16 protein-coding genes are annotated in these 15,244 nt (G+C 70.6%); all 16 read left to right on the top strand.

Annotated elements, in window-relative coordinates:
- Nucleotides 1-26: 26 nt before the first annotated feature.
- The 16 genes from prfA to A2U95_RS05980 all read left to right on the top strand — a co-directional run bounded on the left by prfA (nt 27) and on the right by A2U95_RS05980 (nt 15,110).
- Entirely contained in the window at nt 27-1,103 is a 1,077-nt protein-coding gene (gene prfA / locus A2U95_RS06055; RefSeq protein WP_166021189.1) for a peptide chain release factor 1, read from the top strand.
- Nucleotides 1,104-1,182: 79 nt separating this feature from the next.
- Nucleotides 1,183-2,022 (top strand): peptide chain release factor N(5)-glutamine methyltransferase, encoded by an 840-nt coding sequence (prmC, locus tag A2U95_RS06050; RefSeq protein ID WP_166024860.1) that lies wholly within the window; start codon nt 1,183-1,185, stop codon nt 2,020-2,022.
- A gap of 75 nt (nt 2,023-2,097) precedes the next feature.
- Nucleotides 2,098-2,745, top strand: a complete 648-nt coding sequence (locus tag A2U95_RS06045) for an L-threonylcarbamoyladenylate synthase (RefSeq protein WP_166021188.1) — start codon at nt 2,098-2,100, stop codon at nt 2,743-2,745.
- On the top strand, nt 2,742-3,389 hold the full coding sequence (locus A2U95_RS06040) for an arsenate reductase/protein-tyrosine-phosphatase family protein (protein WP_240957213.1): 648 nt from the start codon (nt 2,742-2,744) through the stop codon (nt 3,387-3,389). Before A2U95_RS06045 ends, A2U95_RS06040 begins: the two co-directional genes overlap by 4 nt.
- A gap of 80 nt (nt 3,390-3,469) precedes the next feature.
- A complete protein-coding gene (locus A2U95_RS06035; RefSeq protein ID WP_166021187.1) occupies nt 3,470-4,723 on the top strand; it encodes a serine hydroxymethyltransferase in 1,254 nt (417 codons plus the stop codon).
- Between the two features lie 103 nt (nt 4,724-4,826).
- On the top strand, nt 4,827-6,278 hold the full coding sequence (locus A2U95_RS06030) for an MraY family glycosyltransferase (protein ID WP_166021186.1): 1,452 nt from the start codon (nt 4,827-4,829) through the stop codon (nt 6,276-6,278).
- Nucleotides 6,279-6,605: 327 nt separating this feature from the next.
- Nucleotides 6,606-7,043, top strand: coding sequence for a Cg1360 family ATP-synthase-associated protein (locus tag A2U95_RS06025; RefSeq protein WP_166021185.1), 438 nt, complete (start codon nt 6,606-6,608; stop codon nt 7,041-7,043).
- 225 nt (nt 7,044-7,268) lie between these two features.
- The gene (atpB, locus tag A2U95_RS06020; RefSeq protein WP_166021184.1) at nt 7,269-8,090 is read left to right on the top strand and encodes a F0F1 ATP synthase subunit A; all 822 of its coding nucleotides are present in this window, start codon (nt 7,269-7,271) and stop codon (nt 8,088-8,090) included.
- Between the two features lie 77 nt (nt 8,091-8,167).
- On the top strand, nt 8,168-8,398 hold the full coding sequence (gene atpE / locus A2U95_RS06015) for an ATP synthase F0 subunit C (protein WP_031039373.1): 231 nt from the start codon (nt 8,168-8,170) through the stop codon (nt 8,396-8,398).
- A 44-nt stretch (nt 8,399-8,442) separates the two neighbouring features.
- Nucleotides 8,443-8,988 (top strand): F0F1 ATP synthase subunit B, encoded by a 546-nt coding sequence (locus A2U95_RS06010; protein WP_166021183.1) that lies wholly within the window; start codon nt 8,443-8,445, stop codon nt 8,986-8,988.
- Nucleotides 8,985-9,800 carry a F0F1 ATP synthase subunit delta gene (locus A2U95_RS06005; protein WP_166021182.1) on the top strand — a complete coding sequence of 272 codons (816 nt, stop codon included), beginning with the start codon at nt 8,985-8,987 and terminating at the stop codon, nt 9,798-9,800. Before A2U95_RS06010 ends, A2U95_RS06005 begins: the two co-directional genes overlap by 4 nt.
- 151 nt (nt 9,801-9,951) lie before the next feature.
- A complete protein-coding gene (gene atpA, locus A2U95_RS06000; protein WP_166021181.1) occupies nt 9,952-11,544 on the top strand; it encodes a F0F1 ATP synthase subunit alpha in 1,593 nt (530 codons plus the stop codon).
- Nucleotides 11,545-11,565: 21 nt separating this feature from the next.
- Complete coding sequence (locus A2U95_RS05995) at nt 11,566-12,483, top strand: F0F1 ATP synthase subunit gamma (protein ID WP_166021180.1); 918 nt, start codon at nt 11,566-11,568, stop codon at nt 12,481-12,483.
- Complete coding sequence (atpD, locus tag A2U95_RS05990; RefSeq protein WP_166021179.1) at nt 12,483-13,931, top strand: F0F1 ATP synthase subunit beta; 1,449 nt, start codon at nt 12,483-12,485, stop codon at nt 13,929-13,931. Before A2U95_RS05995 ends, atpD begins: the two co-directional genes overlap by 1 nt.
- A 174-nt stretch (nt 13,932-14,105) precedes the next feature.
- Nucleotides 14,106-14,480: a F0F1 ATP synthase subunit epsilon gene (locus A2U95_RS05985; RefSeq protein ID WP_166021178.1), complete on the top strand. Its 375-nt coding sequence runs from the start codon at nt 14,106-14,108 to the stop codon at nt 14,478-14,480.
- A 174-nt stretch (nt 14,481-14,654) separates the two neighbouring features.
- Nucleotides 14,655-15,110, top strand: a complete 456-nt coding sequence (locus A2U95_RS05980; protein ID WP_166021177.1) for a DUF2550 domain-containing protein — start codon at nt 14,655-14,657, stop codon at nt 15,108-15,110.
- Nucleotides 15,111-15,244: the final 134 nt, after the last annotated feature.

Here is a 15,244-nt window from a genome sequence, read left to right as displayed (position 1 = left end):
CACCTTCCAGGAGCCAGGAGCCCCACATGTTCGAGGCCGTCGAGGAACTCGTCGGTGAGCACGCCGATCTCGAGAAGAAGCTCGCCGACCCGTCGGTCCACGCCGACCAGGCCAACGCGCGCAAGCTGAACAAGCGCTACGCCGAGCTGACTCCGATCGTCGCCACCTACCGCTCCTGGAAGCAGACCGGGGACGACGTCGAGGCGGCCAAGGAGCTCGCCCAGGACGACCCCGACTTCGCGGCCGAGGTCAAGGAGCTGGAGAGGCTCCGCGAGGAACTCACCGAGAAGCTGCGCCTCCTGCTGGTCCCGCGCGACCCCAGCGACGACAAGGACGTCATCCTCGAGATCAAGGCCGGCGCCGGCGGCGACGAGTCCGCGCTGTTCGCGGGCGACCTGCTGCGCATGTACCTGCGGTACGCGGAGCGCGTCGGCTGGAAGACCGAGATCATCGACGCCACCGAGTCCGAGCTGGGCGGCTACAAGGACGTCCAGGTCGCCGTGAAGACCAAGGGCGGCAACGGCGCCACCGAGCCCGGCCAGGGCGTCTGGGCGCGCCTGAAGTACGAGGGCGGCGTGCACCGCGTGCAGCGCGTGCCGGCCACCGAGTCGCAGGGCCGGATCCACACCTCCGCCGCGGGCGTGCTGGTCACGCCGGAGGCCGAGGAGGTCGACGTGGAGATCAACCCCAACGACCTGCGGATCGACGTCTACCGGTCCTCCGGGCCCGGTGGCCAGTCCGTGAACACCACCGACTCCGCGGTGCGCATCACCCACCTGCCCACCGGCGTCGTCGCCTCCTGCCAGAACGAGAAGAGCCAGCTGCAGAACAAGGAGCAGGCCCTGCGTATCCTGCGCTCCAGGCTGCTCGCCGCCGCGCAGGAGGAGGCGGAGCGGGAGGCCGCGGACGCCCGCCGCAGCCAGGTCCGCACCGTCGACCGCTCCGAGAAGATCCGCACGTACAACTTCCCGGAGAACCGGATCTCCGACCACCGGGTCGGCTTCAAGGCCTACAACCTCGACCAGGTCCTCGACGGCGACCTGGACGCGGTGATCCAGGCCTGCGTCGACGCGGACTCGGCCGCCAAGCTCGCCGCCGCCTGACGCCCGGCGCCGACCGCGCGAAGACGCCCCCTGACGACACCGGAGGACCAGCGTGCCGCAGAACCAGAGCCCGCGCAGCGTGCTGCTCGCCGAGGTGGCCCAGGCCACCCAGCGGCTGGCGGACGCCGGCGTGCCCTCGCCGCGCAACGACGCGGAGGAGCTCGCCGCGTTCGTGCACGGCGTGAAGCGGGGCCAGCTGCACACCGTCAAGGACTCCGACTTCGACGCCCGCTACTGGGAGGTCGTCGCCCGGCGGGAGGCCCGCGAGCCGCTGCAGCACATCACCGGCCGCGCCTTCTTCCGGTACCTGGAGCTCCAGGTCGGCCCCGGGGTCTTCGTGCCCCGGCCGGAGACGGAGTCGGTGGTGGGCTGGGCCATAGACGCGGTGCGCGCCATGGACGTCGCCGAACCCCGCATCGTCGACCTGTGCACCGGCTCCGGCGCGATCGCGCTGGCCATGGCGCAGGAGGTGCCGCGGTCCTCGGTGCACGCCGTGGAGCTCTCCGAGGAGGCCCTGGTGTGGGCCCGCAAGAACACGGAGGGCTCACGCGTCGACCTGCGGCACGGCGACGCGCTGACGGCCTTCCCCGACCTGGACGGCCAGGTCGACCTGGTCATCACCAACCCGCCGTACATCCCCCTCACCGAGTGGGAGTACGTCGCCCCCGAGGCGCGGGACCACGACCCGGACATGGCGCTGTTCTCCGGCCAGGACGGGCTCGACCTGATCCGCGGCCTGGAACGCACCGCGCACCGCCTGCTGCGGCCCGGCGGCGTCGTGGTGGTCGAGCACGCCGACACCCAGGGCGGCCAGGTCCCCTGGATCTTCACCGAGGAACGGGGCTGGGCCGACGCCGCCGACCACCCCGACCTCAACAGGCGGCCGCGGTTCGCCACGGCCCGCAAGGCGACGCCGTGAACGCGCGTCCCACCGGAACCACTTCTTCTCCCCGACTCTTCCCCCTGCACGACCCGTACGAGGAGGCCAGCTGACATGGCACGGCGATACGACACCAACGACGCGACCGACCGCGCGACCGGTCTGCGCGAAGCCGCGTCCGCCGTCCGCCGTGGCGAACTGGTCGTCCTGCCGACGGACACGGTGTACGGCATCGGCGCGGACGCCTTCTCCTCGGAGGCCGTCGGCGACCTGCTGGAGGCCAAGGGCCGCGGCCGCAACATGCCCTCCCCGGTGCTGATCGGCTCGCCCAACACGCTGCACGGACTGGTCACCGACTTCTCCGAGACCGCCTGGGAGCTGGTCGACGCCTTCTGGCCCGGCGCGCTCACCCTGGTCGCCCGCCACCAGCCCTCGCTGGTCTGGGACCTCGGCGAGACCCGCGGCACGGTCGCGGTGCGCATGCCGCTGCACCCGGTCGCCATCGAGCTGCTCACCGAGGTCGGCCCGATGGCGGTCTCCTCCGCCAACCTGACCGGCCACCCCTCGCCGGAGACCTGCGACGCCGCGCAGCAGATGCTCGGCGACTCCGTCTCCGTCTACCTCGACGGCGGCCCGACGCCGGGCAACGTGCCCTCGTCGATCGTCGACGTCACCGGCGCGGTGCCGGTGCTGCTGCGCGAGGGCGCCCTCTCCGCCGAGGAGCTGCGCAAGGTGGTACCCGACCTCGAGGTGGCGAATTGACCCCCGCCCCTGACGCGGGGCTTGGCATACGAGAGGAAGACGGCGGGGAGGCCGGCTTCCGGATCCTGCATGTCAGCACCGGCAACGTGTGCCGCTCGCCGATCACCGAGCGGCTGACCCGGCACGCCCTCGCCCAGCGGCTCGGTGACCCCCGGTGGGGCGGACTCGTCGTCGAGTCCGCCGGCACCTGGGGGCACGAGGGCGCCCCCATGGAGGAGAACGCCGTCACCGTGCTCGACGAGTACGGCGCGGACGCCTCCGGCTTCACCGGGCGCGAGCTGCGCGACGAGCACGTCATCCGCGCCGACCTGGTGCTGACGGCCACCCGGGACCACCGGGCCCACGTCATCTCGATGGGGCACTCGGCCGGGCTGCGCACCTTCACGCTCAAGGAGTTCACCCGCCTGGTGCGGGCCATCGACCCCGCCACCCTGCCGCCGGTCGAGGACGGCGTCTGCGCCCGCGCCCGCGCCCTGGTGCGGGCCGCCGCCGCGCTGCGCGGCTGGCTGCTCGCGCCCACCCCCGAGGCGGACGAGGTGTACGACCCGTACGGGGCGCCGCTGCCGTTCTTCCGGTCCGTCGGCGACGAGATACACGGAGCCCTCGACCCGGTGGTCACCGCCCTCACGGGCGTCAAGGGCTGACCTCCGGCCGCCACGCGCGCCGCGCACCCCCGTTCCCCGCGTCCTACGCTGGACCTGTCGTCCGGACGAGGAGGCTCCGCATGGGCACCGTCGCCAACACCCAGGCCGTGCGCGCGGAGGCGCGGAGCGCCGAGCTGAGGGCCCGGGACCCCGAGGTGGCGGGGATCCTCGACGCCGAGGCCGAGCGGCGGCGCACCACGCTCCAGCTGATCGCCGCCGAGAACTTCACCTCGCCCGCCGTCCTGGCGGCCCTCGCCTCGCCGCTCGCCGACAAGTACGCCGAGGGCTACCCCGGCAACCGCTTCCACGGCGGCTGCGCCTACGCGGACCTCGCCGAGCGCACCGCCGTCGACCGCGCCACCGCCCTCTTCGGCGCCGCGCACGCCAACGTCCAGCCGCACTCCGGCTCGGCCGCCGTGCTGGCCGCCTACGCCGCCCTGCTGCGCCCGGGCGATGCGGTGCTCGCCCTGGGACTGGCCTTCGGCGGCCACCTCACCCACGGCTCGCCCGCCAACTTCTCCGGCCGCTGGTTCCGCTTCACCGGCTACGGCGTCGACGCCGAGTCCGGGCTGCTGGACTACGAGCAGGTCAGGGCGCTGGCCCGGGCCACCCGGCCCAAGGCGGTGGTGTGCGGGTCGATCGCCTACCCGCGCCACATCGACTACGCGGCGTTCCGGGAGATCGCCGACGACGTCGGCGCCTACCTGATCGTCGACGCCGCGCACCCCATCGGCCTGGTGGCCGGCGGGGCGGCGCCCAGCCCCGTGCCCTACGCCGACGTGGTCTGCGCGACCACCCACAAGGTGCTCCGCGGCCCCCGCGGCGGAATGCTCCTGTGCGGCGAGGAGCTGGCCGAGCGGGTGGACCGCGCGGTCTTCCCGTTCACCCAGGGCGGGGCGCCGATGAACGTGGTCGCGGCCAAGGCGGTGGCCTTCGGGGAGGCGGCGACGCCCGGGTACGCCGCCTACGCCCGCCGCACGGTCGCCAACGCGCGCGCCCTGGCGGCCGGTCTCGCCGCCGAGGGGCTCCACGTCTCCACCGGCGGCACGGACACCCACCTGATCACCGCCGACCCCGCCCCGCTCGGCGGCCTGGACGGCCGCGCGGCCCGCGACCTGCTGGGCGCCGCCGGCATGGTCCTCGACACATCGGCACTGCCGCACGACGGCCGGGGCATCCGCCTGGGGACGGCTGCCGTGACGACCCTGGGCATGGGGGAGGAGGAGGCGCGGACCATCGCGTCCCTGGTCGGACGGGCCCTGCGGGGCGACGTGGACGGGGCGCGCGCCGGGGCACGCGAACTGGCCGAGGCCTTCCCGCCGCCCTACCCGTGACCCGCGGGGTGAAACCGTCCCGGCCACCCGGAAGTCATCACCAGGGACCGTCCCTCGTTAGGGTGTGGGTCGGAGTTGGCCAGCGAGATCTGTGGGGAAGCCCGTGCGTGAATACCTGCTGACGGTCTGCGTCACGGCCGCGGTGACGTACCTCCTGACGGGTCCGGTGCGGAAGTTCGCGATCGTGGCGGGGGCCATGCCCCAGGTGCGGGCGCGGGACGTGCACCGCGAACCCACCCCGAGGCTGGGCGGCATCGCGATGTTCTTCGGCCTGTGCGCCGGTCTGCTGGTCGCCTCCCAGCTCGCCAACCTCGGCCAGGTCTTCGAGCGGTCCAACGAGCCGCGCGCGCTGCTCTCCGGGGCGGCGCTGATCTGGATCATCGGCGTGCTGGACGACAAGTTCGAGCTGGACGCCCTGATCAAGCTGGGCGCGCAGATGATCGCGGCCGGCGTGATGGTGATGCAGGGCCTGACCATCCTGTGGCTGCCGGTGCCGGGCGTCGGCCTGGTGGCGCTGACCTCCTGGCAGGGCACGTTGCTCACCGTGGCGTTGGTGGTGATCACCATCAACGCGGTGAACTTCGTCGACGGCCTCGACGGTCTGGCCTCCGGCATGGTGGGCATCGCCTCGCTGGCGTTCTTCCTGTACGGCTACCGCATCTGGTTCGGCTTCGGCATCGAGGCGGCCGCCCCGGCCACCCTGTTCGCCGCCATCCTGATCGGCATGTGCGTGGGCTTCCTGCCGCACAACATGCATCCGGCGCGGATCTTCATGGGCGACTCCGGGTCGATGCTGATCGGCCTGATCCTGGCGGCCGGCGCGATCTCCATCACCGGGCAGATCGACCCGGACGCGCTGAAGCTGTTCGCCGGCTCCGAGCGCAGCGCGGTGCACGCGACCGTGCCGGTCTACATCCCGCTGCTGCTGCCGCTGACGATCATCGCGATCCCGGCCGCCGACCTGGTGCTGGCCATCGTGCGCCGCACCTGGCGCGGCCAGTCGCCGTTCGCCGCGGACCGCGGGCACCTGCACCACCGGCTGCTGGAGATCGGCCACTCGCACAGCAGGGCCGTGCTGATCATGTACTTCTGGTGCGGGCTGATCGCCTTCGGCGCCCTGTCGTACTCGGTGACCGCGGCCTCGATGTGGATCGTGCTGAGCGTCGCCCTGCTGAGCGCGCTCGGCCTGGTGCTGCTGCTGATGCCGCGGTTCACCCCGCGCGCCCCGCGCTGGGCGGAGTGGATGCTGCCGCCGCGCTACCGCCGTCCGAGGGCGGGCGGCGGCCAGGAGGCCGGTGGGAGCGCCGTGGACGCCCCGGAGGAGGACGGCCGGGGCCAGGAGGCCGGGCGGGCCCCCGCGGGCGCGCAGGCGACCGACAGCGCCGCGCACGGCGCCGACGGCACGCGGGGCGCGGACGGCGACGCGGTGGAGCCCGGAGGGCGGGAGGACCTGGAGCCGGTCGCCGTGGGCGCCGCCCGGACCGCCAACGGATCCTCCGCGGTGGGCAACCGCACCCGGTTCCGCCGGCCCGGCCCGTCCTCGTCCGGGCGCTAGGTAAGAATCCGACTAGAGCTTGACCCGCCCGAGGGACGCTCTTGGGGAGCGCTTGGGCGGGCAAATCGGTCCTATACCATCCAATAGGTGTGGCGAATCGTTACTGGTGCGCCACTTAGCCCCCTCGTGTGACAGTGGGCACACGAAGTAGGTAAAGACCTCATCAAATAGTTTGTGATAGCGTTCACGAGTAGCCCGGACCGGAGTCGGACGAGCGCGCACGATCCCCCAGCGCGGTGGTTCCCCGGACCGAGGTTCTCTCTCTCACCCCGGGTCTACGCTCGTCCATGACGACACCCTGCCCCCTCAGCAAGCGGAGTTGCCGCCATGCCGTCCAACGACGTTCGGATGCTCATCCACACCGCGGTGCCCACCGCTGCCGCCGGCGCGATCGCCGCGGTCCTCAGCGGGGTGTTCGCCGGCGGCAAGGGTGCGCTCGGCGCCGTCGTCGGAACGCTGGTCGTACTCCTCTTCATGGGTATCGGGCTCTACGTACTGCAGCGCGTCGCGAAGTCGCTCCCGCACCTGTTCCAGGCCATGGGCCTGATGCTCTACACGGTGCAGATCCTGCTCATGTTCTTCTTCGTGGCCGTGTTCAAGAACACGTCGCTGTTCCACCCCAAGACCTTCGCGATCGCGCTGGTCGCCGCGACCCTCGTCTGGGTCGCCGCGCAGGCCCGCGCGCACATGAAGGCCAAGATCCTGTACGTCGAACCCGAGTCGACCGAGAACGAGAAGACGCAGAAGACGGGGCGCTCGTCGTGAGGAACGGGGCCGGGGCAAGCACAGCTGAGCGTTCCTGCTATCGTCCGTTGCCGACTGCGGCATCGCGGGCGCGGGCATCCGAGCTGACGCCTGCTCGAACGCGAGGCTTGATGCCCCCCAGCCGCCCCCACATCCGTAAGACCAGTCCCGTGCCGAACCGCGGCCTCGTGCCGCGCCGACACAACGAGGTTGCCGTACCTATGCGCCACGCTGAAGGAGCCCGCGGTGAGTGCTGACCCGACGCAGGTGCTCGCCTTCGAGACCGACTGCCACATCTTCGATGGCTGTGGCTTCCCGGCTCCGGGCCTGCACTCGTTCCTGTTCGAGCCCCTGTGGGGCGACGCGGACAGCAACCTGTACTTCAACAAGCCGATGCTGCTCGCCCTGCTGGGCTCGCTCGTCGTGATCGGCTTCTTCTGGGCCGCCTTCCGCAAGCCGAAGGTCGTCCCCGGCAAGCTGCAGATGGTCGCCGAGGCCGGCTACGACTTCATCCGCCGCGGCGTGGTGTACGAGACCCTCGGGCGCAAGGAGGGCGAGAAGTACGTCCCCCTCATCGTCTCGATGTTCTTCTTCATCTGGATGATGAACCTCTGGTCGATCGTCCCGCTCGCCCAGTTCCCGGTGACGTCGATCATCGCCTACCCGGCGGTCCTGGCGCTCATCGTGTACGTCCTGTGGGTCACCCTCACCTTCAAGCGCCACGGCTTCGTCGGCGCCTGGAAGAACATCACCGGCTACAACAAGGACCTCGGCCCGGTTCTGCCGCTGGCCATGCTGATCGAGTTCTTCTCGAACCTGCTGGTCCGCCCCTTCACCCACGCGGTGCGACTGTTCGCGAACATGTTCGCGGGCCACACGCTTCTGGTGCTCTTCACGATCGCCAGCTGGTACCTGCTGAACGGCATCGGCATCGCCTACGCCGGCGTCAGCTTCGTCATGACCATCGTGATGACGGTCTTCGAGCTGTTCATCCAGGCACTGCAGGCGTACGTCTTCGTGCTACTGGCCTGCACCTACATCCAGGGCGCGCTCGCAGAGCACCACTGAGCGCCGCCCCGCGCACAGACCCCCGATCCGTCCGGTGGCCAACCCCCACCGGTCCGTAAAGAAAAGGAAGAACTGGCATGTCCCAGACCCTTGCCGCTGTTTCCGGTTCGCTCGGCTCCATCGGTTACGGCCTCGCTGCCATCGGCCCCGGCGTCGGCGTCGGCATCATCTTCGGCAACGGCACCCAGGCCCTGGCCCGTCAGCCCGAGGCGGCCGGCCTGATCCGCGCCAACCAGATCCTGGGCTTCGCCTTCTGTGAGGCGCTCGCCCTGATCGGCCTGGTCATGCCGTTCGTCTACGGCGTCTGATCCACGCGATCCCAGACCAGCCGACCTAGACGAAAGGCACTGACATGAGCCAGCTGCTCACGATCGCAGCCGAGGAGGCCCAGAACCCCCTCGTGCCGCCGATCCCCGAGCTCGTCATCGGCCTGATCGCCTTCGTCATCGTCTTCGGCGTCCTCGCCTGGAAGCTCCTCCCGAACATCAACAAGGTTCTGGAAGAGCGCCGCGAGGCCATCGAGGGCGGTATCGAGAAGGCCGAGGCCGCTCAGACCGAGGCCCAGAGCGTGCTCGAGCAGTACAAGGCTCAGCTCGCCGAAGCCCGACACGAGGCCGCGCGCCTGCGCTCGGAGGCGCAGGAGCAGGGTGCCGCGCTCATCGCCGAGATGCGCGCGGAGGGCCAGCGCCAGCGCGAGGAGATCATCGCCGCCGGTCACGCGCAGATCGAGGCCGACCGCAAGGCCGCCGCGACCGCGCTGCGCCAGGACGTGGGCAAGCTCGCCACCGACCTGGCCGGCAAGCTCGTCGGCGAGTCCCTCGAGGACCACGCCCGTCAGAGCCGCGTCATCGACCGCTTCCTCGGCGAGCTCGAGGAGAAGGCCGAGGCCGCGCGATGAACGGAGCGAGCCGCGAGGCCCTGGCAGCCGCCCGCGAGCGACTCGACGCGCTGACGGACTCCACGTCCGTCGACGCGACGCGGCTCGCCGACGAGCTGGCCGCCGTCACCGCGCTGCTCGACCGTGAGGTGTCGCTGCGTCGGGTCCTCACCGACCCGGCGCAGTCCGGAGAGGCCAAGGCCGACCTGGTCCAGCGCCTGCTGGGCAGCCAGATCGGTGGTCCGGCCACCGACCTGGTGTCGGGCACGGTCCGGTCCCGCTGGTCCGCCCCGCGCCACCTGGTGGACGCGATGGAGGAGCTGGCGAACCTCGCCGACCTCACGGCCGCGCAGAAGGCCGGCGCCCTGGACGACGTCGAGGACGAGCTGTTCCGGTTCGGCCGGATCGTCGCCTCGAACGCCCCCCTGCGCGCCGCGCTGACCGACCGGTCCGCGAGCGCCGAGGCCAAGAGCGGTCTGCTGCGCAGCCTGCTCGGCGGCCGGGCGAACGCCGTCACCGAGCGCCTGGTGATCCGTCTGGTGTCCGCGCCGCGTGGACGTAGCCTGGAGTCGGGACTCGAGTCCCTCGCCAAGCTCGCCGCCGGCCGCCGCAACCGGATGGTCGCCGTGGTCACCTCCGCGGTGCCGCTGAGCGAGATCCAGAAGCAGCGCCTGAGCGCCGCCCTGGTGAAGCTCTACGGCCGGGCGATGCACCTCAACCTCGACGTGGACCCCGCGGTCCTCGGCGGGATCCGGGTGCAGGTCGGCGACGAGGTCATCAACGGCTCCGTCGTGGACCGCCTCGAGGCCGCCAACCGGCGCCTCGCGGGCTGACCGACGAGCCGCGGCAGCGACTAGAGAACCACCGCAAGCAGTACGTTTTTACGGCCCTGGTTGGGCCGTGCAGAGGATGCAAAGTTTCTGGGGGAGCCCCCCAGATTCCCCCAAGAAACTTCGGGCCCAACAAGGAGAGCAGGGAACCCAGATGGCGGAGCTCACGATCCGGCCGGAGGAGATCCGGGACGCGCTGGAGAACTTTGTCCAGTCGTACAAGCCGGACGCGGCCTCGCGCGAGGAGGTCGGTACGGTCACCCTTGCCGGCGACGGCATCGCGAAGGTCGAGGGTCTTCCCTCGGCCATGGCCAACGAACTGCTGAAGTTCGAGGACGGCACCCTCGGCCTCGCCCTCAACCTCGAGGAGCGCGAGATCGGTGCCATCGTCCTCGGCGAGTTCAGCGGCATCGAGGAGGGCCAGCCGGTGCACCGCACCGGAGAGGTCCTGTCGGTCGCCGTGGGCGAGGGCTACCTCGGCCGCGTGGTCGACCCCCTCGGCAACCCCATCGACGGCCTCGGCGAGATCGCTTCCGAGGGCCGCCGCGCCCTCGAGCTGCAGGCCCCCACGGTCATGCAGCGCAAGTCGGTGCACGAGCCGATGGAGACCGGCTACAAGGCCGTCGACGCGATGACCCCCGTCGGCCGTGGTCAGCGCCAGCTGATCATCGGTGACCGCCAGACCGGCAAGACCGCCCTGGCCGTCGACACCATCATCAACCAGAAGGCCAACTGGAAGACCGGCGACCCGTCGAAGCAGGTCCGCTGCATCTACGTCGCCATCGGCCAGAAGGGCTCCACCATCGCGTCGGTCCGCCGCGCGCTGGAGGAGAACGGCGCTCTGGAGTACACGACCATCGTCGCCGCCCCGGCGTCCGACCCGGCCGGCTTCAAGTACCTGGCGCCGTACACCGGCTCGGCCATCGGCCAGCACTGGATGTACCAGGGCAAGCACGTCCTGATCATCTTCGACGACCTGTCGAAGCAGGCCGACGCCTACCGCGCCGTGTCGCTGCTGCTGCGTCGTCCGCCGGGCCGCGAGGCCTACCCGGGTGACGTCTTCTACCTGCACTCGCGTCTGCTGGAGCGCTGCGCCAAGCTCTCCGACGACATGGGTGCCGGTTCGATGACCGGTCTGCCGATCGTCGAGACCAAGGCCAACGACGTCTCGGCGTTCATCCCGACCAACGTCATCTCCATCACCGACGGCCAGTGCTTCCTGGAGTCGGACCTCTTCAACGCCGGTCAGCGCCCCGCGCTGAACGTCGGTATCTCCGTCTCCCGAGTCGGTGGTTCCGCGCAGCACAAGGCGATGAAGCAGGTCTCCGGCCGTCTCCGCGTCGACCTGGCCCAGTTCCGTGAGCTCGAGGCGTTCGCCGCCTTCGGTTCCGACCTGGACGCCGCGTCGAAGGCGCAGCTGGAGCGCGGTCAGCGCATGGTCGAGCTGCTCAAGCAGGCTCAGTACCAGCCGATGGCCACCGAGGAGCAGGTCGTCTCCGTCTGGGCCGGCACCACCGGCAAGATGGACGACGTCCCGGTCCAGGACATCCGCCGCTTCGAGTCGGAGCTGCTGGCGTACCTGCGTCAGAACGAGTCGGGCCTGCTCCTGTCGATCCGCGAGGGCGGCAAGATGTCGGACGACACCCTGACGGCCGTCGCCGACGCCATCGCCGCGTTCAAGAAGACGTTCACGACGTCGGACGGCAAGCTGCTCGGCGAGGACGCTCCGGTTTCCGTCTCCAAGTGACGTAAGGAAGGGACCTGACTCATGGGAGCTCAGCTCCGGGTCTACAAGCGTCGCATCCGATCCGTCACCGCGACCAAGAAGATCACCAAGGCGATGGAGATGATCGCCGCCTCGCGTGTCGTCAAGGCGCAGCGCAAGGTGGCGGCCTCCACGCCGTACGCGACCGAGCTCACGCGCGCGGTCACGGCGGTGGGCACCGGCTCGAACACGCGCCACCCGCTGACCACGGAGGCGGACAACCCGACCCGTGCCGCGGTCCTGCTCCTCTCGAGCGACCGCGGTCTGGCCGGCGCGTTCAACTCCAACGCCATCAAGGCGGCGGAGCAGCTGACGGCGAAGCTCGAGGCGGACGGCAAGCAGGTCGACACGTACATCGTCGGCCGGCGAGGTGTCGCCCACTACAACTTCCGCGAGCGCACGATCTCGGGGCAGTGGACGGGCTTCACCGACGAGCCGGAGTACGCGGACGCCAAGCAGGTCGCGGCGCCGCTGATCGAGGCGATCGAGAAGGACACGGCCGAGGGTGGTGTGGACGAGCTCCACATCGTCTACACCGAGTTCGTCTCGATGATGACGCAGACCGCCGTCCAGGCGCAGCTGCTTCCGCTCAAGCTCGACGAGGTTGCCGCGGAGTCGCCCGCCAAGGACGAGATCCTTCCGCTGTACGACTTCGAGCCGTCCGCGGAGGACGTCCTCGACGCGCTGCTGCCGCGGTACGTCGAGAGCCGGATCTACAACGCGCTGCTGCAGTCGGCCGCTTCCAAGCACGCCGCCACGCGGCGCGCGATGAAGTCGGCCACCGACAACGCCGGAGAGCTCATCGAGACGCTCTCGCGGCTTGCCAACGCGGCCCGCCAGGCCGAAATCACCCAGGAAATCAGCGAGATCGTCGGTGGCGCAGGCGCCCTGGCCGACGCGACCGCGGGGAGTGACAGCTAATGACCACCACTGTTGAGCCGACCGCTGGCGCGGGCGTGGCCTCCGGCCGCGTCGCGCGGGTCATCGGCCCGGTCGTCGACGTGGAGTTCCCCGTCGACGCGATGCCGGAGATCTACAACGCCCTTCACGTCGAGGTGGCCGACCCGGCCAACGCCGGCGCGAAGAAGACGCTGACCCTCGAGGTCGCCCAGCACCTGGGCGACGGCCTGGTCCGCGCCATCTCCATGCAGCCCACCGACGGCCTGGTCCGCCAGGCCGCGGTGACCGACACGGGCACGGGCATCACCGTCCCGGTCGGCGACTTCACCAAGGGCAAGGTGTTCAACACCCTCGGTGAGGTGCTGAACGCGGACGAGTCCTACGACGGCGAGCGCTGGTCCATCCACCGCCAGGCGCCGAACTTCGACGAGCTCGAGTCGAAGACCGAGATGTTCGAGACCGGCGTCAAGGTCATCGACCTGCTGACCCCGTACGTCAAGGGCGGCAAGATCGGTCTGTTCGGCGGCGCCGGCGTCGGCAAGACGGTGCTCATCCAGGAGATGATCTACCGCGTCGCCAACAACCACGACGGTGTCTCCGTGTTCGCCGGTGTCGGTGAGCGCACCCGTGAGGGCAACGACCTGATCGAGGAGATGTCGGACTCCGGCGTCATCGACAAGACCGCGCTGGTCTTCGGTCAGATGGACGAGCCGCCGGGCACCCGTCTGCGCGTGGCCCTGGCCGGTCTGACCATGGCGGAGTACTTCCGCGATGTGCAGAAGCAGGACGTGCTGTTCTTCATCGACAACATCTTCCGCTTCACCCAGGCCGGTTCCGAGGTGTCGACCCTGCTCGGCCGCATGCCCTCCGCGGTGGGCTACCAGCCGAACCTGGCCGACGAGATGGGTCTCCTCCAGGAGCGCATCACCTCGACCCGTGGTCACTCGATCACCTCGATGCAGGCGATCTACGTCCCCGCGGACGACCTGACCGACCCGGCCCCGGCCACCACCTTCGCCCACCTCGACGCGACGACGGTTCTCTCCCGTCCGATCTCCGAGAAGGGCATCTACCCGGCCGTGGACCCGCTGGACTCCACGTCCCGCATCCTGGACCCGCGCTACATCGCGCAGGACCACTACGAGACCGCCATGCGCGTCAAGGGGATCCTGCAGAAGTACAAGGACCTCCAGGACATCATCGCGATCCTCGGTATCGACGAGCTCGGCGAGGAGGACAAGCTCGTCGTCCACCGTGCCCGTCGCGTGGAGCGCTTCCTGTCCCAGAACACCCACGTCGCCAAGCAGTTCACCGGCGTGGACGGTTCGGACGTGCCGCTGGACGAGTCGATCGCCGCGTTCAACGCGATCTGCGACGGTGAGTTCGACCACTTCCCGGAGCAGGCGTTCTTCATGTGCGGTGGCCTCGAGGACCTCAAGGCCAACGCCAAGGAGCTGGGCGTTTCCTGAACCCCCGGGTTCGGGTAGCCGGTCGAGGCAAGGAGGGCCCGTCTTCGGGCGGGCCCTCCCACCTCCCGCTCCACCTCCCCCGGGGACGCGTTCCCGGGACCCCCGTCTTCGGACGGGTCTAGACTTTGACCCAACACCCGGCATACCGCCGGGTGGTGACCCGAGGAGCCACCCTTGGCTGCTGAGCTGCACGTCGAGCTGGTCGCTGCCGACCGCCAGGTCTGGTCCGGTGAGGCCACCCTGGTCGTGGCGCGCACCACCTCCGGCGACATCGGCGTCATGCCCGGTCACCAGCCGCTGCTCGGTGTGCTGGAGTCGGGCCCCGTGACCATCCGTACCAGTGGTGGTGAGACGGTCGTGGCAGCGGTCCACGGCGGTTTCATCTCCTTCGCGGACAACAAGCTGTCGCTGCTGGCCGAGATCGCCGAGCTGTCGGACGAGATCGACGTCCAGCGTGCGGAGCGGGCGCTCGAGCGCGCCAAGTCGGAGGCCGACGCCTCCGCCGAGCGCCGTGCGGACGTCCGTCTGCGGGCGGTGTCGGCTCGCTGACCCCGGCGCGCCCGGCGCGCGCTGTGCACGCGCGTGACTCAGCCGCGGCCGGTTCCGGAATACTCCGGAACCGGCCGCGGCTGAGGTGAATCCGGAGACGGTTCGTCCGTTACCGCTCTTCATTTTTGCCAGTTGACAGGTTCCCAGTTCTAGGAGACGAGGAGGTCGGTGTCGATGGTCCTCGCTCTGACTGTGTTCGGGACGCTGGTCGTGCTCGCGGCGGTGGGCCTGTTCGCCTTCGGAATGCGGCGCCGCCTGCTCCAGCGGTCGGGGGGCACCTTCGACTGCAGCCTGCGCTGGGAGGCCCCCGAGCTGCCCGAGGGCACGGAGGGCGACGGCAAGGGGTGGGCGTACGGGGTGGCCCGGTACAGCGGTGACAGCATCGCCTGGTACCGGGTCTTCTCCTATTCGCCCCGGCCGCGCAGGATGCTGGAGCGCTCCGCCATCGAGGTGGTGGGCCGGCGGATGCCGGAGGGCGAGGAGGAGCTGGCCCTGCTGCTGAACGCGGTGGTGCTGGTCTGCGTCCACCAGGGCACACGGCTGGAGCTGGCGATGAGCGAGGACGCCCTGACCGGCTTCCTGGCCTGGCTGGAGGCGGCGCCTCCGGGGCAGCGGGTGAACGTGGCGTAGACGCCGGGAACACGTGGAGCGGGGGCGGCCGGTGGCCGCCCCCGCTCCGTGCCGTCCGGGTGGTTGCCGCCGCCCGCGCCGCGCCTGCTGCCCGCGCCGTGCGTGCCGCCCGCGCCGCGCGTGCTGCCCGCGCC

Origin of the sequence: Streptomyces chilikensis (genome assembly GCF_001642695.1) — a bacterium.
Classification (GTDB): Bacteria; Actinomycetota; Actinomycetes; order Streptomycetales; family Streptomycetaceae; genus Streptomyces; species Streptomyces chilikensis.
The sequence above is the reverse complement of the archived record's forward strand: the minus strand, read 5'-3'. Positions and strand labels throughout refer to the sequence as shown.

What these genes read in the sequence shown, in the direction of transcription:
- prfA (WP_166021189.1), top strand. Translation starts at nt 27, where the DNA reads ATGTTCGAGGCCGTCGAGGAACTCGTCGGTGAGCACGCCGATCTCGAG.
- A2U95_RS06045 (WP_166021188.1), top strand. Translation starts at nt 2,098, where the DNA reads ATGGCACGGCGATACGACACCAACGACGCGACCGACCGCGCGACCGGT.
- A2U95_RS06035 (WP_166021187.1), top strand. Translation starts at nt 3,470, where the DNA reads ATGGGCACCGTCGCCAACACCCAGGCCGTGCGCGCGGAGGCGCGGAGC.
- A2U95_RS06025 (WP_166021185.1), top strand. Translation starts at nt 6,606, where the DNA reads ATGCCGTCCAACGACGTTCGGATGCTCATCCACACCGCGGTGCCCACC.
- atpE (WP_031039373.1), top strand. Translation starts at nt 8,168, where the DNA reads ATGTCCCAGACCCTTGCCGCTGTTTCCGGTTCGCTCGGCTCCATCGGT.
- A2U95_RS06010 (WP_166021183.1), top strand. Translation starts at nt 8,443, where the DNA reads ATGAGCCAGCTGCTCACGATCGCAGCCGAGGAGGCCCAGAACCCCCTC.
- A2U95_RS06005 (WP_166021182.1), top strand. Translation starts at nt 8,985, where the DNA reads ATGAACGGAGCGAGCCGCGAGGCCCTGGCAGCCGCCCGCGAGCGACTC.
- atpA (WP_166021181.1), top strand. Translation starts at nt 9,952, where the DNA reads ATGGCGGAGCTCACGATCCGGCCGGAGGAGATCCGGGACGCGCTGGAG.
- A2U95_RS05995 (WP_166021180.1), top strand. Translation starts at nt 11,566, where the DNA reads ATGGGAGCTCAGCTCCGGGTCTACAAGCGTCGCATCCGATCCGTCACC.
- atpD (WP_166021179.1), top strand. Translation starts at nt 12,483, where the DNA reads ATGACCACCACTGTTGAGCCGACCGCTGGCGCGGGCGTGGCCTCCGGC.
- A2U95_RS05980 (WP_166021177.1), top strand. Translation starts at nt 14,655, where the DNA reads ATGGTCCTCGCTCTGACTGTGTTCGGGACGCTGGTCGTGCTCGCGGCG.